General features: G+C 71.4%; 21 protein-coding genes and 1 pseudogene. 12 read left to right on the top strand and 10 right to left on the bottom strand.

Annotated features, from left to right (window positions below):
- The first annotated feature begins 54 nt into the window (after positions 1 to 54).
- The 3 genes from PYS65_RS00860 (at position 55) to PYS65_RS00870 (ending at position 3,427) form a co-directional block, all read left to right on the top strand.
- A complete protein-coding gene (locus PYS65_RS00860) occupies positions 55 to 1,341 on the top strand; it encodes a cytochrome P450 (RefSeq protein ID WP_279331734.1) in 1,287 nt (428 codons plus the stop codon).
- On the top strand, positions 1,338 to 2,129 hold the full coding sequence (locus PYS65_RS00865) for an enoyl-CoA hydratase/isomerase family protein (protein ID WP_279331735.1): 792 nt from the start codon (positions 1,338 to 1,340) through the stop codon (positions 2,127 to 2,129). Before PYS65_RS00860 ends, PYS65_RS00865 begins: the two co-directional genes overlap by 4 nt.
- Positions 2,130 to 2,365: 236 nt before the next feature.
- A complete protein-coding gene (locus PYS65_RS00870) occupies positions 2,366 to 3,427 on the top strand; it encodes an endonuclease/exonuclease/phosphatase family protein (RefSeq protein WP_423836147.1) in 1,062 nt (353 codons plus the stop codon).
- 227 nt (positions 3,428 to 3,654) lie between these two features.
- Here the strand turns inward: PYS65_RS00870 and PYS65_RS00875 are convergent, their stop codons facing one another.
- On the bottom strand, positions 3,655 to 3,855 hold the full coding sequence (locus PYS65_RS00875) for a type II toxin-antitoxin system VapB family antitoxin (protein WP_279331737.1): 201 nt from the start codon (positions 3,853 to 3,855) through the stop codon (positions 3,655 to 3,657).
- Positions 3,856 to 3,884: 29 nt separating this feature from the next.
- On the opposite strand from PYS65_RS00875, the gene PYS65_RS00880 reads away from it, so the two are divergent.
- From PYS65_RS00880 to PYS65_RS00890, 3 genes are all read left to right on the top strand, one after another.
- Positions 3,885 to 4,685: a metallophosphoesterase family protein gene (locus PYS65_RS00880; RefSeq protein ID WP_279331738.1), complete on the top strand. Its 801-nt coding sequence runs from the start codon at positions 3,885 to 3,887 to the stop codon at positions 4,683 to 4,685.
- On the top strand, positions 4,652 to 5,074 hold the full coding sequence (locus PYS65_RS00885; RefSeq protein ID WP_279331739.1) for a hypothetical protein: 423 nt from the start codon (positions 4,652 to 4,654) through the stop codon (positions 5,072 to 5,074). The genes PYS65_RS00880 and PYS65_RS00885 overlap by 34 nt, the downstream gene beginning before the upstream one ends.
- Before the next feature lie 263 nt (positions 5,075 to 5,337).
- Entirely contained in the window at positions 5,338 to 6,003 is a 666-nt protein-coding gene (locus tag PYS65_RS00890; RefSeq protein WP_279331740.1) for a CBS domain-containing protein, read from the top strand.
- A 45-nt stretch (positions 6,004 to 6,048) separates the two neighbouring features.
- Here PYS65_RS00890 and PYS65_RS00895 read toward each other — a convergent pair.
- From PYS65_RS00895 to PYS65_RS00910, 4 genes and pseudogenes are all read right to left on the bottom strand, one after another.
- A pseudogene (locus PYS65_RS00895) lies at positions 6,049 to 6,264 on the bottom strand (family 1 glycosylhydrolase); the annotation flags it as partial.
- A gap of 79 nt (positions 6,265 to 6,343) precedes the next feature.
- Positions 6,344 to 7,186, bottom strand: coding sequence for a carbohydrate ABC transporter permease (locus PYS65_RS00900; protein WP_279331741.1), 843 nt, complete (start codon positions 7,184 to 7,186; stop codon positions 6,344 to 6,346).
- 5 nt (positions 7,187 to 7,191) lie between these two features.
- On the bottom strand, positions 7,192 to 8,145 hold the full coding sequence (locus PYS65_RS00905) for a carbohydrate ABC transporter permease (protein WP_279331742.1): 954 nt from the start codon (positions 8,143 to 8,145) through the stop codon (positions 7,192 to 7,194).
- On the bottom strand, positions 8,142 to 9,416 hold the full coding sequence (locus tag PYS65_RS00910; protein ID WP_423836059.1) for an ABC transporter substrate-binding protein: 1,275 nt from the start codon (positions 9,414 to 9,416) through the stop codon (positions 8,142 to 8,144). Before PYS65_RS00910 ends, PYS65_RS00905 begins: the two co-directional genes overlap by 4 nt.
- A 305-nt stretch (positions 9,417 to 9,721) precedes the next feature.
- On the opposite strand from PYS65_RS00910, the gene yicI reads away from it, so the two are divergent.
- The gene (gene yicI, locus PYS65_RS00915; protein ID WP_279331743.1) at positions 9,722 to 11,992 is read left to right on the top strand and encodes an alpha-xylosidase; all 2,271 of its coding nucleotides are present in this window, start codon (positions 9,722 to 9,724) and stop codon (positions 11,990 to 11,992) included.
- Between the two features lie 23 nt (positions 11,993 to 12,015).
- Here yicI and PYS65_RS00920 read toward each other — a convergent pair whose 3' ends face one another.
- Entirely contained in the window at positions 12,016 to 12,804 is a 789-nt protein-coding gene (locus PYS65_RS00920; protein WP_279331745.1) for an SAM-dependent methyltransferase, read from the bottom strand.
- A 311-nt stretch (positions 12,805 to 13,115) separates the two neighbouring features.
- Here PYS65_RS00920 and PYS65_RS00925 point away from each other — a divergent pair, with 311 nt between their 5' ends.
- On the top strand, positions 13,116 to 13,568 hold the full coding sequence (locus PYS65_RS00925) for a phospholipase (protein WP_279331746.1): 453 nt from the start codon (positions 13,116 to 13,118) through the stop codon (positions 13,566 to 13,568).
- Here PYS65_RS00925 and PYS65_RS00930 read toward each other — a convergent pair.
- Both PYS65_RS00930 and PYS65_RS00935 read right to left on the bottom strand, forming a co-directional pair.
- Positions 13,541 to 13,849, bottom strand: coding sequence for a hypothetical protein (locus PYS65_RS00930; protein ID WP_279331747.1), 309 nt, complete (start codon positions 13,847 to 13,849; stop codon positions 13,541 to 13,543). The two genes, PYS65_RS00925 and PYS65_RS00930, sit on opposite strands and share 28 nt — an antisense overlap.
- Positions 13,850 to 13,860: 11 nt before the next feature.
- The gene (locus PYS65_RS00935; RefSeq protein WP_279331748.1) at positions 13,861 to 14,085 is read right to left on the bottom strand and encodes a hypothetical protein; all 225 of its coding nucleotides are present in this window, start codon (positions 14,083 to 14,085) and stop codon (positions 13,861 to 13,863) included.
- Positions 14,086 to 14,409: 324 nt separating this feature from the next.
- Between PYS65_RS00935 and PYS65_RS00940 the strand changes: the two genes are divergently transcribed.
- Positions 14,410 to 14,883, top strand: coding sequence for a carboxymuconolactone decarboxylase family protein (locus PYS65_RS00940; protein ID WP_279331749.1), 474 nt, complete (start codon positions 14,410 to 14,412; stop codon positions 14,881 to 14,883).
- A gap of 99 nt (positions 14,884 to 14,982) precedes the next feature.
- Here PYS65_RS00940 and msrA read toward each other — a convergent pair whose 3' ends face one another.
- A complete protein-coding gene (gene msrA / locus PYS65_RS00945) occupies positions 14,983 to 15,504 on the bottom strand; it encodes a peptide-methionine (S)-S-oxide reductase MsrA (RefSeq protein ID WP_279331750.1) in 522 nt (173 codons plus the stop codon).
- Positions 15,505 to 15,696: 192 nt separating this feature from the next.
- Here msrA and PYS65_RS00950 point away from each other — a divergent pair, with 192 nt between their 5' ends.
- From PYS65_RS00950 to PYS65_RS00960, 3 genes are all read left to right on the top strand, one after another.
- A complete protein-coding gene (locus tag PYS65_RS00950; protein ID WP_279331751.1) occupies positions 15,697 to 16,146 on the top strand; it encodes a helix-turn-helix transcriptional regulator in 450 nt (149 codons plus the stop codon).
- 5 nt (positions 16,147 to 16,151) lie between these two features.
- Entirely contained in the window at positions 16,152 to 16,565 is a 414-nt protein-coding gene (locus PYS65_RS00955; protein WP_279331753.1) for a VOC family protein, read from the top strand.
- Between the two features lie 98 nt (positions 16,566 to 16,663).
- Positions 16,664 to 19,063, top strand: coding sequence for an ATP-binding cassette domain-containing protein (locus PYS65_RS00960; RefSeq protein WP_388706794.1), 2,400 nt, complete (start codon positions 16,664 to 16,666; stop codon positions 19,061 to 19,063).
- Positions 19,064 to 19,096: 33 nt separating this feature from the next.
- Here the strand turns inward: PYS65_RS00960 and PYS65_RS00965 are convergent, their stop codons facing one another.
- The gene (locus PYS65_RS00965; RefSeq protein WP_279331755.1) at positions 19,097 to 19,549 is read right to left on the bottom strand and encodes an ATP-binding protein; all 453 of its coding nucleotides are present in this window, start codon (positions 19,547 to 19,549) and stop codon (positions 19,097 to 19,099) included.
- Between the last annotated feature and the right edge of the window lie 345 nt (positions 19,550 to 19,894).

The raw sequence follows: 19,894 nt of genomic DNA on the forward strand, positions 1-19,894 counted from the left end.
GGTGGAAGGGTAGGTTCCGGCGGTACCGGCAGCGCCCAGCCAAAGGAGCTTCGCGTGACCGCCGTTGGCGAAATACGTGACACCAGCGCCATTCCCGGCACCAGTAACACGGACCGCCGAACCGTCATCTCCCTCCTCCGTCGACTGCGTTCGAGTGAAGGACAGACCGACCCGCTTCCCGTCTGGGAGGAACTGCGTTCCATGGGGGACGTCGTACGCGCCCCCTGGGGCGGTTACTTCGTCACCGGATTCGAGGCGTGCAGCCAGGTCCTGCGCGGCAGGAACTGGCTCGTTCCCGACTTCGCCTGGCAGGAACGCCAGCCCGACCAGGGACGCTGGGAGGCTCCCGCCACCCGCGAGATGACCAGAACCCTGCCCCGTCTCAACGCCCCCGCCCACACCTGCCAGCGGCGAGCCCTGGGCAATCCCTTCGACCGCTCCTCGATCGAGCGGCTGCGCCCCCGGATCGCAGATCTCGCCTCCGGTCTCCTCGACGAACTCGCGGACCGGATCAGCGCCGACGGCGAGGCGGACTTCCACACCGTCGTCGGTGAGCAGCTGCCCGTCCGCACCGTCGGCCAGTGGCTCGGCCTCGACCCGGACGACTACGCGCACATCCTGGACTTCACCCACCGGCAGGTCTACGCGCAGGAGCTGCTGCCCACCAAGAGCGAACTCGCGATATCGGCCCAGGCCACCCTGGAGATGCGGGCCTACTTCACCGAGCTCATCCGGCACCGGCGCGCCCACCCCGGCGACGATGCCCTCACCGGCTGGATCCACTACTGGGACGCCCGGTACCCGGACGACCGGGCCGCGGCGGACCAGGTGATCTACGACCTGGCGATGTTCATCACCATCGCCTCCCTGGAGACCAGCGCCGTCCTGATGACCAACGCCGTCTGGCTGCTGACCCAGGACCCGTCGCGTGCCGACTGGCTGCGGCAAAACCCCGACCACATCGACGACGCGATCGAGGAGACGCTGCGCTACGACCCGCCCGTGTTCGTCAACTCCCGCATCGCCGCCGACGACACCATCCTCGCGGGCGTGCCCGTCGCGAAGGACACCACCGTCCACGTCCTGTACGGATCCGCCGCCCACGACCCGCGCCGCAACCCGGACCCCGGCGCCTTCGACATCCTGCGCAACGGCGGGCACCTCACCTTCGGGGGCGGCGCGCACTACTGCCTCGGAGCCGCCCTCGCACGGCTCGAGGCGCGTGAACTCCTCGTCCGACTACTGGAACGTTTCCCCACGTTGCGGCCCACCGCACCTCCCACGTACGACACCACCCGTGTCGTCTTCCGCCGCATCACCTCCCTGAAAGTGACGATATGAACGCCCCGTTCCTGTCCGACGACCCCGACGACCGGATACTGAAGACCCTGCGCACGCACCGGCAGGGTCCTGTCCTCACCATCGAGTTGAACCTTCCCGAGCAGGGCAACGTGGTCAGCGAGGCCATGCTGGACGACCTGCTCACCGTGCTGGACGACCAGGATCCCTCGGTGCGCGTCCTGGTGATGTCCGGCGCCGGGCAGGACTTCTGCCTCGGCGGGGACCGCGAGGAGTTCGCCGGACACCTCGCGCACGACGCCGCCGGCAACGGCATCCGGGTCTCCGGGGTCAAGGCCCGGCGGGTGTGCGACGCGTTGACCTCCCACTCCGCCGTCACCATCGCCCGTGTCCAGGGCAGGGCCATCGGGGCCGGCTTCGCCCTCGCCCTCGCCTGCGATCTGCGGGTGGGTGCCGACACCGCGAGCTTCCGGCTGCCCGAGCTCGCCCTCGGTCTGCCCACCGCGTGGGGCGGCCTGCTGCCGCGGCTGATCAGCGAGGTCGGAGCCGCGTCCGTGCGTGAGATCATCCTCACCGGACGCCCCCTCCCCGCCCAGGAGGCACTCGGTCTGTCGGTCCTGCAACGGGTCGTGCCCGAGGAGGCCCTCGACACCGCGGTCGACGAGTGGGCCAGACCGCTCCTGCGGCGCTCGCTGCCCGCCGTGCGGGTCACCAAGACGCTGCTGAACTCCCTGACCGCCTCGACCCGGCTCGCCGACGCGTCGGTCCTGGACCCCGAACTGATGGCGGCGGTCGCCAGCGAGGTGCACCATATGCGCACGTCCCGCTGACCGCGCCCTGCACAGCGTCACCGGCCCCCGGAACACGTCGGCTTCCGGGGGCCTTGTGGTGCGTCCGGACGCCCGGCGGGCCCGGGGTCGCGGGGGGGCCGGGGCACCGGAGGGCGGCCCGGCTGCTCGAGGACTTCCGGCCGGCCTGCAACCGCTTCGCGCGGTGGCGCGTCCTGGGAGAGCAAGGTCGGTCGTGCGGACGGGGAGCTGTGGGGGAACGGGCAGGCGGCGGTGTGATGCCGGGGGTGCGGGTGGCGACCTCCCGGTGGGCGGGGCGGTGGGTCCCGGGCGGGGGCGGGCGACGCGCTGGGCGCCGGGACGCGCCGGGGAAGGCGCAGGGGGAAACCCAGGAGGACGGTCGCGGTCGGTCCTCCGCCCGGACGCGCGGGCGGGCGGTCGCGGCGGCAGCGGTGCTGACGGCGGGACTGCTGGTGTTCCACCGGGCCGTGCCCAACGCCGTCGGCTGGGTGGGCAGCCTGCTGGAGTCGTTCCTGCCCTGGCTGGGTCTGGTGGTCCTGGTGCTGTTCGTCCCGGCGCTGCTGCGGCGTTCGGCCGTCGCACTGGTGGCCCTGCTGCTGCCGGTGGCGGCCTGGACGTATCTGTTCGGCGGGCTGCTCCTGCCCGGACCGCCCGTCGGTCCGCGGGAACTGGTGGTGGTGCAGCACAACGTCAGCGACGAGAACGCCGACCCGGCGGCCACGGCCCGCGTCCTGGCCGACGCCGGGCCCGACCTCATCGCGCTGGAGGAGCTGGTGCCGGCGGCGCTGCCGCTCTACGAGAGGACGCTCGCCCGGCGCTATCCGTACCACGCGGTGCGGGGGACCGTCGGCCTCTGGTCGAGGCATCCGCTCACCGACGTCCGGCTGCTGGACATCAGACCCCCGGGGATCCCCGAGCCCTGGAGCCGCGGGCTGAGGGCCGTGGTCCGCACACCGCACGGGGACGTCGCGGCGTACGTCGCCCACCTGCCCTCGATCCGGATCGGGGCGAGCGGCCTCGCCTCCGCCCACCGGGACGAGAGCGCCCGTCTGCTGGGCAGGGCGGTCGCCGCCGAGGAACTGGAGACGGTGATCCTTCTCGGTGATCTCAACAGCACCGTCGACGACCGTGGCCTGACCCCGCTGACCTCGCGGATGAACGTGGCGGAACGCGGCTTCGCCCTGAGCTTCCCCGCCTCGCTGCCCCTGGCCCGGATCGACCAGGTCATGGCCCGCTCGGCCACCGTCCGTCACCTCCGCACCCTGCCCGCCACCGGCAGCGACCATCTGCCGGTCGCCGCGCGCATCACCCTCGGCTGAGGCCGCAGACCGGCAGCCCGGCGCGGGCCCGCACCGCACCCCGGCCGGAGCGCGCGGGGCACTACGGACATGCGGATCTCAGCCAGGGCGGACTGTGCGGTGCGGGCCGCGCTGCAGCTCGCCGCGGCGCAGGCCGCCGCTCCCCTCCGCTTCTCCGGGACACCGGTGCGATGCCGGCCAGGACGGTGCCCGGCACACTGGCGGCCGCACCCCTTGACGCCCCGGGCTCAGCCCTGCGGCTCCTGCGGCTTGATGTCCACCTCGCGCAGGTTCCGGTCGGTGAGTTCGGTGCGTGCCTCCGTACGGTGGCCGCGGGCGATGTAGTCCCGCACCACGAGTTCGACGGCGTCCTGCGGCGATCCGACCCCGGCCAGGACCATGACCTCCACGACCAGTTCGGCATCGAGTGTGACGGTGACCTTGGCCATGGCGCTCCCCTGACGGCGTCGGGCACTGCGTGGACCCGGATCACCGAACTCTACAAGGCGGGCTCGTCCACCAGTACGCGGCGGCCGGTTTCATCGAGAACCGCAAGGGCGACTCCACGACGTCGAAGACGCTCGAGTACGCCGTCGGCGACTTCGGCGACTTCGGCGACTTCGGCGACGCGCAGAACGAACTGTCGTCGAAGTGGGCGCCGGTCGTGAAGCAGGCCTACGAGCGCTGTCCGGACGCCGTGGGCAGCGTCAACACCGGCGACCTGGTCAACACCTCGGGCGATGACAGCGAGTGGCGCGACTGGTTCGGCGCGATGGACGGCTACAGCCAGGCGACCAACCTCATCGCCGCGCCGGGCAACCACGAGTACGCGGGCGACACCTTCCGGAAGAAGTGGAAGGCGACGTTCGAGTACCCGGACAACGGTCCGCGCGCCATCCCCGCCCGTGACGACACTCCCGCCGAACGGCAGCGGGCGGCGTACGAGGCGCACATGGCCGAAGCGCTCGCCGAGACCGCCTACCACACCGACTACCAGGGGGTGCGGTTCCTCTCCCTCAACGCCGGCACGGGTGACGCACGGCAGTCGATGACTCCGGACGACCTCCCGGCGTGCAGCGAGGGCTGCCCCGATCCCGCCAGGCTCTGGCTGGACATGCAGGGCCGCTGGCTGGACGCGGCCGTCGAGGACAACCCGGGCAAGTGGGCGGTGGCGGTCTTCCACCGCCGGTCTTCTCCGGCGCCGAGGGCCGCGACGAGAAGGCGGTGCGCGACGCCTGGCTCCCCGTGTTCCAAAGCAGCGGCATCGACCTGGTGCTGATGGGCCACGACCACGTGTACGCCCGCGGGTTCGCCGACGAGGACGCCACCGGCACACCCGGCGTGTCGACTGGACCCGTCTACACGGTGGCCGTCTCGGGGCCGGAGTACTACGAACTCGCCCCCGAGGACGACAACGTGGGGACCCGCAACGGTGCGACACAGGTGGTCCGCGCCGGGCCCACCTCCACGTTCCGGGGGATCCGGGTCACGAAGGACCAACTGCGCTACGAGGCCGTCGTCGCGGCCAAGTGGGACGACCGGTCGACCACCGGCAAGGAGGTCGGCGAGGTGCTGGACTCGTTCACCGTCACCCAGTACGACGACGGTACGAAGTACGTGACCGAGGAGGGGACGCCGGTGCCGCCCGCACCGGCGGCCGGGCGCTGAGGCCGGCGCCCCCGTGCTCCCGGGCCTGGGCCCGGGTGCACGGGGCCCGGTCCGGCCGCGGTGAGCACGGCCCGGGTGCGGGGCTTCACGGGCTGGGCGGGACCGGTGATCGTGGCTCCTTTCCCCGGCGGTACCGCCGACGCGGGTCTTTGCCGTTTCTCCGCTCACGCGTCCCGGCCGACAATGGTGTCGGTGACGGCCGCGGGCGCACAGGGGCCGTCCCTCCATCGGCCGTGCGCCGGCAGCAGAGAGGAACCAGCACGATGAGCCACCAGAAGGTGCGCGACGTGATGAGCGACGCGGTCGTCCGGATCCAGGACGCCACACCGTTCAAGGAGATCGCGCACCTGCTGCTCGAGTACGACATCACGGCCGTTCCCGTCGTGGACGCCGACGACCGCCCGGTGGGCGTGGTGTCCGAGGCGGATCTGCTGCACAAGATGTGGGGCCGGCAGGAGGGTGACGCCGGCGGGCCGGGAGTGGAGCACCGGCCGGAGAAGGCGTGGGCCACCGACGCCGCCGGGTTGATGACGTCGCCCGCGCTGTGCGCCGCCGAGGACTGGAGCGTGGTGGACGCCGCCCGGGTGATGGCACGGCACGGGATCAAGCGACTGCTGGTGGTCGATCCGGCGGGGCGGCTGAAGGGTGTGGTGAGCAGGAGCGACCTGCTGCGCGTCTTCGTGCGCGAGGACCGGGCGATCCGTACGGAGATCGTCGAGGACGTACTGGTGCGTACGCTCGGTGAGGCGCCCTCGGCGGTCGAGGTGAATGTGACGCACGGCCATGTCAGCCTCATCGGGCAGTTGTCGTCCCGGGCCACGGCCGGGGAGCTCGAGGAGCTGTGCCGCAACGTCGACGGGGTCGTCGACGTGGAGTTCCGTACGGTGCCCGAGGCCGGCGACGACGACGGGGCGGGGCGGGCGGGCTGACCCCGCCCGCCCCGCTCCCGGCGGAGCATGCCGAGGACGTCACGGACGGGCGCCGGGGGCGTGACGGCCGACGGATCGGCAGAGGAAGGCGCCGCACCACGGTTCGTCGAAGGTGATCCAGCGCGGTACGCGGTCACCGAGGTGGTCGGGGACGACGGCCGTGTACTCGGCGAACCGCTCGACGGTGTCGCGCATGCGCCCGCCGCCCCGGTTCTCGAGTGCCTGCGGGAGGTCCCGGTGGTGGGGGGCGGCGGGTTCGATGCTGTCGCCGGAGACGAAGCCGGGCGGGAAACGGGGGAAGTCAGCCATGCGTTCAGGTCCGTCCCGGCGCGTGCGGTGGTCATTTGACGGAGCCCCCGGTGATGCCGGCGGCGATGTACTTCTGGGCGAGGACGAGCAGGATCGCCGCGGGCACGGCGGACAGTACGGACGCGGCCATCACCGAGCCCCAGTCGCCGACGTGGGCGCCGATGTACTGGTAGATGCCCAGGGTGATCGGCTTGACGTCGTCGGTGGTGTTCAGGGTGAGCGCGAACACGAAGTCGCTCCACGAGAACAGGAAGGCGAACAGGCCGGAGGTGATCAGCGCGTTGCGGCTCATCGGCAGCACCACCCGGACGAAGGTGCGCAGCGGGCCGGCGCCGTCGATCTGCGCGGCCTCGAGGACCTCGCCCGGGACGGACACCATGAAGGCGCGCATCAGCACGATGGAGAACGGGATGCCGAGCGAGGCGTCCGCGAGCATCAGGCCGAAGTAGGAGTTGACCAGCCCGAGCTCGACGTAGGAGCTGTAGAGGGCGTTGGCGATGACGATGCCCGGCACCATCTGGGTGATCAGGGTGCCGAACACGATGGTGCGGGTGCCGCGCAGGCCGAAGCGGGCCAGCCCGTAGGCGGCGGGGGCGGAGATCGCGAGGCAGATCGCGACGGCGCCGAGGGAGACGACCAGCGAGGTGAGCAGGTGCCCGCCCTGGTCGCTGACGGCCTGGGAGAATCCGGACAGGTCCAGGCCGGCGGGTACCGGAGCGACCTGGAGCAGCCCCGATTCGGGCTGGAGCGCCGTGTTCAGCATCCAGTACAGCGGGAAGAGCATCACGCCCAGGACGAGGACGCCCGCAGCGGTGGAGCCGAGGCGGCGCCCCCGCACACGCGGTGCGGCGGGGGCGGGTGTGTGAGCGGCCATGTCGGTCACTTCCCGTCGGTGCGGTTGGCCCGCAGGTAGAACACTGCGAAGACCGCGGAGATGAGGATGAGTACGTTGCCGACGACGGCGCCCGCTCCGAAGTCGAGCTCGACGAAGGAGCTCTGGTAGGTGAGCGTGCCCAGCGTCTGGGTGGCGTCGGCGGGGCCGCCGTCGGTGAGGGCGAGGATCAGGTCGAGGATCTTCACCGTCGACATGAAACCGAGGACGAGGACGACCGTGATCACCGGTTTCAGCGTCGGCAGGGTGACGGAGCGGAAGGTGCGCCAGGCCGAGGCTCCGTCCAGCGATGCCGCCTCGTGGAGCTCCTTGGGGATCTCCTGCAGACCGCCGTACAGGATGACCATGTTGAACGGGACGCCGATCCATATGTTGACCAGGATCACCGAGAGCAGGGCCATGTCGGGGCTGGTCAGCCACGGGGTGCTGCCGCCGATTCCCAGCGTGTCCAGGAAGGTGTTCAGTACGCCGGTGTCCTGGTCGAGGATGCGGCGCCACACGATGCCGGACACCACCATGGGCACCAGCCAGGGCAGCAGGATCAGGGACCGCAGCACGCCGCCCAGGGGGAACCTGCGGCTGAAGAAGACGGCGAGCGCGAGCCCGATGCAGAACTGGCCGAGCAGGGAGCCGGCGGTGAAGACGAGCGTGTGCCACAGCGCCTTGCCGAACAGGGCGTCCTGGAGGACGGCCGACCAGTTGTCGGTGCCGTTGAAGGGCGCCTCGCCGGTGAAGAACGTCCTCGGTGTGTAGTGCTGGAAGCTCATCACGACGTTGCGGACGAGCGGAAAGCCGAAGAACAGCAGCATGAAGACGACGGCGGGGGCGACGAAGCCCCACTGGGTGAGCCGGCGCCTGCGCCGCAGCCGGTCCGGGTCCGGTGCGGGGGTGGTCCCGGTCGTCTTCGCCGAGGCCGCGGCGGTGGCGGTGGCGGTGGTCATGGGCGCGTACCTCGGTTCCCGCTCGTGGCCCGCTGCTGGGCGTGTTTCAGGGCGGCCTCGCTGGACCGGCCGGTCAGGGCGGACTGGAAGGCGCTCTGCAGCGCGAGGGACACGGCGGGCCAGCCGGCGCCGAGCTGGGCCGTGCGGGAGCGGGCCTCGGCGACCTGGTCGGCCAGTGCGTCGAGTTCGGGCACGCGTTCCCGCCACACGGTGGCGGCCTTCTCGTTGGCCGGGACCATCCAGCTGTTCAGGGCGTAGGTGAGCTGTTCCTTCTCGCCGGCGAGGCAGGCGACGATGCGGCCGGCCGTCTGCTCCCGGTCGGTGTCCCCGGTGCGGGGCACGGTGAGCACGGCGCCGCCGAGCGGGCCCACCGACGCGTCACCGGCCTGCGGCACGGGGATCTGCGCGATGCCCCAGTGCAGGGACGTGTCGGTGTTGAGGGTCTCGACCTGCCACGGGCCGTTGATCATCATGGCGGCGTTGCCGGCCATGAACTGGTCGTTGACGTCGGCCTGGGTCCAGTTGACGGTGGACCTGGACAGCGACCCGTCCTGGAGCAGCGCCTTCCAGTAGTCGAGTGCCTGGACGACCCGCGGGCCGTCCAGCTCGGTCTCGTCGCCGCCGTTGGACCACATGAACGGCGTGAACTGGAAGACGCCGTCCTCGGCGCCGCCCGCGCTGAGGGCCAGGCCGTACCGCTTGCCCTCGGTCAGCTTCTTCGCCGTGTCACGCAGTTCGTCCCAGGTGGCGGGGACCTCCAGGCCGGCCTGCTCCAGGGCGTCCTTGTCGTAGAAGAGGGCGAGGGTGTTCACCGAGCGGGCCGCACCGTAGTACGTGCCCCGGTAGGACCCGAAGTCGACGATGCCCTGGGGGATGTCGTCGGTGGCGAGGCCGAGGGCGCGCAGGTCGACGAGTCCGCCGGCCTCCGCGAAGGTCGGCATCTCGGAGGCGTCGAACTGCACGATGTCCGGCAGCGACTTCGACGAGGCCATGCGTAACGCCTTCGTCATCACCTGTGCCGCCGGGACGCTCTGCTGGTCGATGCGGACGCCCAGCCGCGTGCCGCAGCGGGCCATCGCCTCGGCGTCCCAGCGGTGGTAGGACTCGTCGGTCGAGGAGTTCATCACGGTGTACACGTCGCTGTCGCGTTCCTGCGCGCAGCCGGTCAGGGCCGCCCCGGAGACCAGGACGGAGACGGCGGCGAACGACGTGACGGCCCTGCGCGGGCGTCGGCGCCCGCGCAGGGCGGCAACCGGGGGGTGTGCTGTCACGGTGGGGCCCTTGGGTGGGATCGGCCCGGCTTTTCACCGGGCCGGCGGCTCATCGGGGATGGTGAAGCGCTTCGACGAACAGTCGATCTTGCTGGCACACACGGCTCGCGCACGACCCCGCACCACAGGCCGGACGCAATTTGTTCGACCTGATTACTAATACGCCGACGAGAGCCGGTCGCGCTAGCCCCCGGCGGGGGGATCTCCTCACCCCAGGGCGTGACAGGAACTCCCTGACCTGTCATAGTTCCTGGTCAGATCCGGCTCTCTTCTCGCCACCGCCCCCTCTCCCTCCGAGGAAGATCATGAAGTTCACCGACGGCTTCTGGCGCATCCGCGAGGGCGTCCAGATCTCGTACGCCACCGAGTTGCGCGATGTGCGCACCGAATCGAAGCGCTTCACCGGCTATGCCGCCGTCAGGAGAGTGACACGTCGGGGCGACACCCTCAACGCTCCCCTCGTCACGGTCGAGTGCTTCTCCCCCGCCGAGGGCGTCATCGGTGTCCGTGTCACCCACCACGCGGGCAAGCGGCACCCCGGCCCCGACTTCGCCCTCACCGGCGATCCGAACGGCGCCGGGACGGTGCGCACGGACGGCCCGGTCACCGAGCTGACCAGCGGCCCGCTGACCCTCCGCCTCGACGGGTCCGGCCCCTTCACGCTCGGCTTCCACGACGCGGACGGACGCGAGCTGACCCGCGCGGACGCCAAGGGCACCGCCTTCGCCACCACCGGCGACGGAGCCCACCACATGCTGACCCGGCTGGCGCTCGGTGTCGGGGAGCAGATCTACGGCCTCGGCGAGCGCTTCACCCCGTTCGTCAAGAACGGCCAGACCGTCGACGTCTGGCAGGCCGACGGCGGCACGAGCAGCGAGCAGTCCTACAAGAACATCCCGTTCTACGTCTCCTCCCGCGGCTACGGCGTCTTCGTCAACCACCCCGGGGCGGTCTCCTACGAGATCGGCTCGGAGTCCGTGGGGCAGGTGCAGTTCAGCGTCGAGGACCAGTCGCTGGAGTACTACGTCGTCGCCGGTCCCACCCCGAAGGACGTACTCGGCCGCTACACGGCCCTCACCGGCCGCCCCGCCCTGCCCCCGGCCTGGTCGTTCGGCCTGTGGCTCAGCACCTCGTTCACCACGTCCTACGACGAGGCGACCGTCACGTCGTTCGTGGACGGCATGACTGAGCGCGGCATCCCGCTGTCCGTCTTCCACTTCGACTGCTTCTGGATGCGCGAGTACCAGTGGTGCGACTTCCAGTGGGACCCCGGCGTCTTCCCCGACCCGGACGGCATGCTGGCCCGGCTCAAGGAGAAGGGCCTGCGCATCAGCGCCTGGATCAACCCCTACATCGCCCAGAAGTCCCCGCTCTTCGACGAGGCCGCCGCCCTTGGACACCTGGTGCGCAGGCCCGACGGCGACGTGTGGCAGTGGGACCTGTGGCAGGCCGGCATGGGCCTGGTCGACTTCACCGGCCCCGAGGCCCGCGCCTGGTTCCAGTCGAAGCTCAAGGCCCTGCTCGACCAGGGCGTGGACTGCTTCAAGACGGACTTCGGCGAGCGCATCCCCACCGACGTGGTCTGGCAGGACGGCTCGGACCCCGAGCGGATGCACAACTACTACACACAGCTGTACAACCGCACGGTGTTCGAGCTCCTCGAGAAGGAGCGCGGGCAGGGCGAGGCCGTGCTGTTCGCCCGGTCAGCGACGGCCGGCGGGCAGCAGTACCCCGTGCACTGGGGCGGCGACTGCTGGTCGTCCTTCGAGGCCATGGCCGAATCCCTGCGGGGCGGTCTGTCGCTGTCGCTGAGCGGGTTCGGCTTCTGGAGCCACGACATCGGCGGCTTCGAGGGCACGCCCGACCCCGACGTGTTCAAGCGCTGGCTCGCCTTCGGCCTGCTCTCCTCGCACAGCCGGCTGCACGGCTCCTCGTCGTACCGGGTGCCGTGGGAGTTCGGCGACGAGGCGGTCGGCGTCGCCCGGCGGTTCACCCTGCTCAAGCACCGCCTGATGCCGTACCTGTACGGCGCGGCCGTCGAGACGCACGCCACCGGTGTGCCGATGATGCGGCCGATGGTGCTGGAGTTCCCCGGCGACCCGACGTGCCGTCCGCTCGACCGTCAGTACATGCTGGGCCCCGACCTCCTGGTGGCGCCCGTGTTCGGCCCGGACGGCGAGGTCGAGGTCTACCTGCCGGAGGGCGCCTGGACCCACCTGCTGAGCGGCGAGAGGGTCACCGGTCCGGGCTGGCGCACCGAGCGGCACGGCTACGACAGCCTCCCGCTGTACGTCCGGGAGGGCGCCGTCCTGCCCCTGGCCGGCGACGACTCGCGGCCGGACGGCGACTGGCTGGAGGCGCCGGTCCTCCTCGTCCACCCGACGGCCTCGTCCGACTACGCGGCCGAGATCACCCTGCCCGACACCACCGGCGCGCGGGCCGCGGCCTTCCGGGTGCTGCGCGACGGCGACGTCCTGCGGGTCACCGCCTCGGGGACCGAGCGGCCGTTCACGGTGCGGGTCGCGGGCGGGGCCCAGGCCCGGGGGGCGGGCGAGGTGACGGTGCCGCTGGCATGACGGGCGCGACGGCGGCCGGGGCGTCAGCGGAGCCGCGCCACGCCCGCGTAGATGCCGCTGTCCTCGGGTACGGGGGCCGGGGCCGTCCGGAACCATTCCGGTGCGGTCACCAGGCCCGGCTCCACCATGTCCAGGCCGTCGAAGAAGCGGGCGACCTCGTCGCGGGTGCGGAAGCCGAGGCGGATGCCGGCTCTGGCGTACTCGGCGGTGACCTGCGCGGCCAGTTCCGCGTACCGGTCGGACGCGGCGTGCGACAGCACGAGGTAGCTGCCCGGCGGGAGCGCGGAGAGCAACTCCCCGACGATGGCGAGGGGTTCCTGCTCGTCGGGGATGAAGTGCAGGAGGGCGATCAGGGACAGCGCGACCGGACGCCCGAAGTCGAGGACGGTCCGGGCGTGTTCGATGATCTTTCCCGGACTGCGCACATCGGCCTGGATGTAGTCGGTGACGCCCCCGGGACCGCTGATCAGCAGGGTCTCCGCGTGCCGCAGGACGATGGGGTCGTTGTCGGTGTACACGATCCTCGCGGCCGGGACGACGGACTGCACGATCTGGTGGAGGTTGGGCTCGGTGGGGATGCCCGTGCCGATGTCGAGGAACTGGTCGACGCCCTGCCCGGCGAGCCAGGCCGCCGCCCGGTGCATGAACTGACGGTTCTGCCGGGCGCCGTCCCGCGCCTCGGACGGCAGCTTCTCGCCGACGGCCTCGTCCACCGGGTAGTTGTCCTTGCCGCCGAGCAGCCAGTCGTAGACCCGCGCGGGATGGGCCTTGCTGGTGTCGATCTGCAGAGGATTGGACCTGCCGGCCGGCATGGAGGACTCCGTCCCACGATGGATCAGGGCTGCTGACGATCACCGAGTCTCGCACATCAACACGCCTTCATACAGGGCCAGTTGACACAGACGGACAGAGCGCCGCCCGGCCCCGGAGCCCGCTCCCCCGGCCGGCGGAGCCGGTTCCGGGTGTGCCGTTCACTCGCGATGTGTGCTCACGATGCCCGGTGGAGCCGGATGCTGACGGCCCGTCAAGCCGGACGGGGTGTGAAAGCGCCGGCGGTACGGGCATCTTCATTGTCATGAACCTGCGATCCGATGGCCGGGTAGCAGCCTCATGGAGGTTCGGGATGCACCGTAGACTCGCCACCGCACTGGCCGCCTCGGCCCTCGCCGCCGTCAGCGTGCTGGGCACCGCCACGGCCGCCGACGCCGCTCCCGCCGACAAGGCCCAGGTCCTCTCGAACTGGACCCAGACCAGCGCCTCGAGCTACAACCAGTGGGTCGCGGCGCGGTCCAACCAGGCCGCCTGGTCCGCCTACCAGTTCAACTGGAGCACCGACTACTGCTCCACCTCCCCCGACAACCCCTTCGGCTTCCCCTTCGCCACCTCCTGCGCGCGCCACGACTTCGGTTACCGCAACTACAAGGCGGCCGGTTCCTTCGACGCCAACAAGGCACGCCTCGACAGCGCCTTCTACGAAGACCTCAAGCGGGTCTGCGCCGGCTACGGCGGCGCCACGAAGACCACGTGCAACAGCACCGCGTGGACCTACTACCAGGCGGTCAGGGCCTTCGGCTGACGACGACGGTGGCCGGGACCCCGCCGCGTGGGCAGGTCCCGGCCGCCGGGGTCCCGGGAAGGGGAGGCGTCAGACCTGGTGCCGAAACGCTCCCGGACCCGGTGCGAGCCCAGCAGTTCCCCGACCTGCTCGAGTGCGGCGGAACCGGAGCCGGCGACGGCGGTCCCGGGGGCGCCGGTGGGTACGCCTGCCGCCTCGAGGGCCGTCCCGCCGCCCGTCCACGCGCCGATCGCCGTGCCGTGCTGTGCCGCGCCGCGCCGCGCCGCGCCGGAAGCGTCCACCTGAACCCGGGTCAGAACAGGTGCTCCTGCTCGGCGGGCGCACCGTCGCGCGGGAGGCGGCGCGGGACGGGGCGCCGGGGCGGTGCCTCCTCGCCGAACAGGGGCACCGTGCCGTACTCGTCCGGCTCGGCCGGCACCACGACGGGCCCGGTGCCCACGTTCAGGTGCAGCGGAACGTCACGGTCGAAATCTCCTGGCGTCATGTCCGTCCAGTCGCGTTCCTGACGCTCGCTCACCGACGCTCCGCTCCCCGTCCGGCCTTTCCGTCCCCTCATTGTCCCCGTACCGGGCCGGGGCGTCAGTCCTGGCCGCGGCCCTGAACGCGCGGCAGGGCGGTGCCGCTCTCGGCGGGTGCGGAGGGGTGGTCCTGCATGCCGTCAGGCTATCTCCCGTCCGCCGTCCCGTGGACGACGCCTCCGCGACCCGCCGCGGCCCGTCCCGCCGCACCCCGCAGGCCGCCTCCGGCCGGGAGACGTACATCACATCCCGGGAACCTGTCACATCTCGGCGGGCCGTCTCGTCAGAAGGGTGTCACCCTCCGTGCGAACCAGGAGATCACCATGGACGCCCGTATCAACCTCTTCGGCAACGCGCTCGCGACCAAGGTGCTGAAGCACATCAACTCGGCGAGCAAGGCCGTCTCCGACTCGGGTCTGCCGCACGCCACGCAGGAACTGGTCAAGATCCGCGCCAGCCAGATCAACGGCTGCGGCTTCTGCACCGACATGCACACCAAGGACGCCACCCACGCCGGAGAGACCGCCCAGCGCCTCCACCTCGTCGCCGCCTGGCGCGAGGCCACCGTCTTCACCGACGCCGAGCGCGCCGCCCTCGAACTGGCCGAGCAGGGCACCCGCATCGCCGACGCCGCCGTCGGGGTCACCGACGAGGCCTGGACCGACGCCACCAAGTACTACGACGAGGACCAGTTGGTCGCCCTCGTCTCCCTCATCGCCGTCATCAACACCTACAACCGCATCAACGTCATCGTCCAGCAGCCCGCCGGCGACTACCAGCCCGGCCAGTTCGGCTGACGGACGGCACAGGCGGACACCACAGGGGGCGCGCCGCCTCGCGTGCGCGCCCCCTGTGGTGCGGCCTCAGGCGTTCCCGGGGCCCAGGTACCCAGAAGCTCAGGACTCCGTGCGCTTCGGCAGACGCCAGCCGGGGCGGACGAAGTGGCAGGTGTAGCCGTCCGGGTACCGCTGCAGATAGTCCTGGTGCTCGGGCTCGGCCTCCCAGAACGGTCCGGCCGGCGCGACCTCGGTCACCACCGGGCCCGGCCACAGACCCGACGCGTCGACGTCGGCGATCGTCTCCTCGGCGACGCGCTTCTGCTCGTCGTCGAGGTAGAAGATCGCGGAGCGGTAGCTCAGCCCGATGTCGTTGCCCTGCCGGTTCTTCGTGCTCGGGTCGTGGATCTGGAAGAAGTACTCCAGGATCGTGCGGTAGTCCGTGACCGCGGGGTCGTAGGTGATCTCGATCGACTCGGCGTGGGTGCCGTGGTTGCGGTACGTGGCGTTGGGGACGTCACCGCCGCTGTAGCCCACCCGGGTACCGAGGACGCCCGGGAACGTGCGGATCAGCTCCTCCATGCCCCAGAAACAGCCGCCCGCCAGCAGCGCCGTCTCCACGGTCTTCTCGGTCCTCGTCATCTGTTCTCGCCCTTCTCCCGCGTCCTGGACGGACGGTTCCGCCCCGCCTTCGCGGCCTTCATGGTCCCGCACCGTCGCAGCCGTACGTACAGCGGTCTCAACCATGAGGGGATCCCCGTTGTTCCGCCCACGGCCGTCCGGGCCGGAGGATTCCGCCCAGGTCGGACGGCGAGTGTGGGTACGATTTCGCATATGACCGACTCACCGGCCCCGGCGCAGCGCCTGCGCGACCTCGCGCGGCTGCGCCGGGTCCGCGACCGGATCGACCGGGAGTACGCGCAGCCGCTGGACGTCGAGGCGCTCGCCCGTGGTGCGCACATGTCGGCCGGGCATCTGAGCCGGGAGTTCCGGGCGGCGTACGGCGAGTCGCCGTACAGCTATCTGATGACGCGGCGCATCGAGCGTGCGATGACGTTGCTGCGCCGCGGGGACCTCAGCGTCACCGAGGTCTGTTTCGCGGTCGGCTGCTCGTCGCTGGGCACGTTCAGCACGCGCTTCACCGAGCTCGTCGGCATGCCGCCCAGCACCTACCGGCGCCGCGCGGCGAGCAAGACGGCGGGGCTGCCGCCGTGCGTGGCGAAGCAGGTGACCAGACCGGTCAGAAATCGAGAAGCGCCCGCGCCCGGCCCCCCTCTAGCGTGACGGCCATGGACATCACCATTCACGCGAGTTTCCTCCCGCACGACGACCCGGAGGCCTCCCTGGCCTTCTACCGCGACGCCCTCGGCTTCGAGGTCCGGGGCGACGTCGGCCACGGCGGGATGCGGTGGATCACGGTCGGCCCCGCCGGCCGGCCCGACACCTCCGTCGTCCTGACCCCGCCGGCCGCCGACCCCGGTGTCACCGACGACGAGCGCCGCACCATCGCCGAGATGATGGCCAAGGGCACGTACGCCGGTCTCCTGCTGGCCACCGACGACCTGGACGCCACCTTCGCGCGGCTGCAGTCGGCCGACAGCGCCGAGGTGGTCCAGGAACCGACCGAGCAGCCGTACGGCGTCCGCGACTGTGCCTTCCGCGACCCTTCGGGCAACCTGATCCGCATCCAGCAGCTGCGTTGAGCCGCCCGGTGACCGCGGCCACCGCGGTCACCTCCCGGACCCGGCCCGGCGATCCCACCCGGTCCGGGAATCACCCACGAGAGGAAGACACCATCAGCATGGCCATGAGGACGAAGGCTCGGACGGCCGCGCCGCACGGTGCCGACAGCCACGAACTGATCCGCGTGCACGGCGCGCGCGTGAACAACCTCAAGGATGTCAGCGTCGAGATCCCCAAGCGCCGGCTGACCGTGTTCACCGGCGTCTCCGGCTCGGGCAAGAGCTCGCTGGTGTTCGACACGGTCGCCGCGGAGTCGCAGCGGCTGATCAACGAGACCTACAGCGCCTTCGTGCAGGGGTTCATGCCGACCCTGTCCCGGCCCGAGGTCGACGTCCTCGAGGGTCTGACCACCGCGATCATCGTCGACCAGCAGCGGATGGGGTCGGACCCCCGTTCCACGGTCGGCACCGCCACCGACGTCAACGCGATGCTGCGCATCCTCTTCAGCCGGCTCGGCACACCGCACATCGGCCCGCCCGGCGCGTACTCCTTCAACACCGCCTCGGTCCGGGCGAGCGGGGCGATCACCGTCGAGCGCGGCGACAGGAAGGCGGTGAAGGCGACCTTCCAGCGCACCGGCGGCATGTGTACGCGCTGCGAGGGCCGGGGCACCGTCTCCGACATCGACCTCACCCAGCTCTACGACGACTCCAAGTCGCTGGCCGAGGGCGCGTTCACCATCCCGGGCTGGAAGTCGGACAGCTTCTGGACCGTCGGGGTGTACGCCGCGTCGGGCTTCCTCGACCCGGACAAGCCGATCCGGGAGTTCACCGAGCAGGAGAGGCAGGACTTCCTGTACCGGGAGCCGGTCAAGGTGAAGGTCAAGGGGGTCAACCTCACCTACGAGGGGCTGATCCCCAAGATCCAGAAGTCGTTCCTGTCGAAGGACAAGGAGTCGATGCAGCCGCACATCCGGGCGTTCGTGGAGCGGGCCGTGGCCTTCACCACCTGCCCCGGGTGCGACGGCACCCGGCTCAGCGAGGGGGCCAGGTCGTCGAAGATCAAGGGCGTCTCCATCGCGGACGCCTGCGCGATGGAGATCCGGGACCTGGCCGAGTGGGTCCGCGGCCTGTCCGAGCCCTCGGTGGCGCCGCTGCTCGCCGCCCTCGGCGACAGCCTCGACTCGTTCGTGGAGATCGGGCTGGGCTACCTCTCGCTGGAACGGCCCTCGGGCACGCTGTCGGGCGGCGAGGCGCAGCGCGTGAAGATGGTCCGCCACCTCGGTTCCCCGCTCACCGACATCACCTACGTCTTCGACGAACCCACCACCGGCCTGCACCCCCATGACATCCAGCGGATGAACGACCTGCTGCTGCGGCTGCGGGACAAGGGCAACACGGTGCTGGTCGTGGAGCACAAGCCGGAGACGATCGCGATCGCCGACCATGTCGTCGACCTCGGCCCCGGCGCCGGCACGGCGGGCGGCACCGTCTGCTTCGAGGGGACCGTCGAGGGGCTGCGGGGCAGCGACACCGTCACCGGCCGTCATCTGGACGACCGGGCCGTCCTCAAGGAGTCGGTGCGCAAACCCACCGGAGCGCTGGAGATCCGCGGTGCGACGACGCACAACCTGCGCGGCGTCGACGTCGACGTCCCGCTCGGGGTGCTCACCGTCGTGACCGGCGTCGCCGGCTCCGGCAAGAGTTCGCTCGTGCAGGGGTCGCTGCGCCGGCTGAAGGGGGAGGACGGCGAGGGCGTGGTCTCGGTCGACCAGAGCCCGATCCGCGGCTCGCGGCGGAGCAACCCGGCGACGTACACGGGGCTGCTCGACCCGATCCGCAAGGCGTTCGCGAAGGCCAACGGCGTCAAGCCGGCGCTGTTCAGCGCCAACTCGGAGGGCGCCTGCCCCACCTGCAACGGCGCCGGTGTCGTCTTCACCGACCTGGCGATGATGGCCGGGGTCGCCAGCACCTGCGAGGACTGCGAGGGCAAGCGGTTCCAGGCGTCGGTGCTGGAGTACCGCCTCGGTGGCCGCGACATCAGCGAGGTGCTCGCGATGTCGGTGGCGCGGGCCGGGGAGTTCTTCGGCGCCGGTGAGGCGCGCACACCGGCGGCGCACCGGATCCTCGGCCGGCTCGCCGACGTGGGGCTCGGCTACCTCACCCTCGGCCAGCCGCTGACCACGCTCTCCGGCGGCGAGCGGCAGCGGCTCAAGCTGGCCACCCACATGGCGGAGAAGGGCGGCGTCTACCTCCTCGACGAGCCGACCACCGGCCTGCACCTCGCCGATGTCGAGCAGTTGCTCGGCCTGCTGGACCGGCTCGTCGACTCCGGCAAGTCGGTCGTGGTCGTCGAGCACCACCAGGCGGTCATGGCGCACGCCGACTGGATCATCGACCTCGGGCCGGGCGCCGGGCACGACGGTGGCCGGATCGTCTTCGAGGGCACCCCCGCCGACCTCGTCGCCGCCCGCTCCACCCTGACCGGCGAGCACCTCGCGTCGTACGTCGGCGCCTGAGAGGAGCAGCACCCTCGTGGGGGCGGCCGGCCGTCAGCGGCCGGTCGTCTCCCCGAGGGCGATGCGGGCCGTGATGCACTTGCCGGTCGGCTCCGGCTGCACCTCCAGTTCGCGGGCGACGGCCATCACGATCTCCAGGCCGTGCTGTCCCACCCGGTCCGGGTTCGCGACCCTGGCCACGGGCAGCACTCCGCTGCCGTCCCGGACCATCACCTCGAGGGCGTCATCGGTGATGCACAGGTCCAGCCGGACGGGGCCGGGGGCGTACTTGCGGGCGTTGGTGACCAGTTCGCTGACCACGAGCTGGGTGACCTCCACCGCGCGCGCCGAGACGGGCAGCCCGTCCTCCGTCCGGGACCGCGTCAGGAACGCGGCGGCCAACTGCCGGGCCTTCGCTATCCACGCGCCGTCACCGTCCAGGGCGTACGTCGCCCGCCGCGGTGCGCCCGGCACCGTGCCTCCCTCGTCCACCGGAACTGGTTCCATTCGGTCCGCCTTCACTCACCGATCACACCGCGCGACTACCCGAAATGCCCGGTCGCACTCCCCCGGCCCACCATGCCGGGCCGGGCGGTCACTCACCGCCCGTTCGGCGAAATGTGTCGGGCACGTCATACGGTGTTCCGGCCGCCCGGTGCCGGGGCGCCCGCCCCCGGTCGCCGCGGGCGTCCCGCAGCGGGCGGTCCCGCAGGGGGAGTGCCCCCGGGTGCCGGCCCCGGCGTGCACGGGGCCCTCACCGGTCGCGCAGCCGGCCCGCCTCCTCCAGCGTGCGCCTGACCGCGCCGGCCGGCCGGGGCGGTCGCGTACGAAGCGGCGGGCGGCTCGGGCCTG

The organism is Streptomyces cathayae, from assembly GCF_029760955.1.
Classification (GTDB): domain Bacteria; phylum Actinomycetota; class Actinomycetes; order Streptomycetales; family Streptomycetaceae; genus Streptomyces; species Streptomyces cathayae.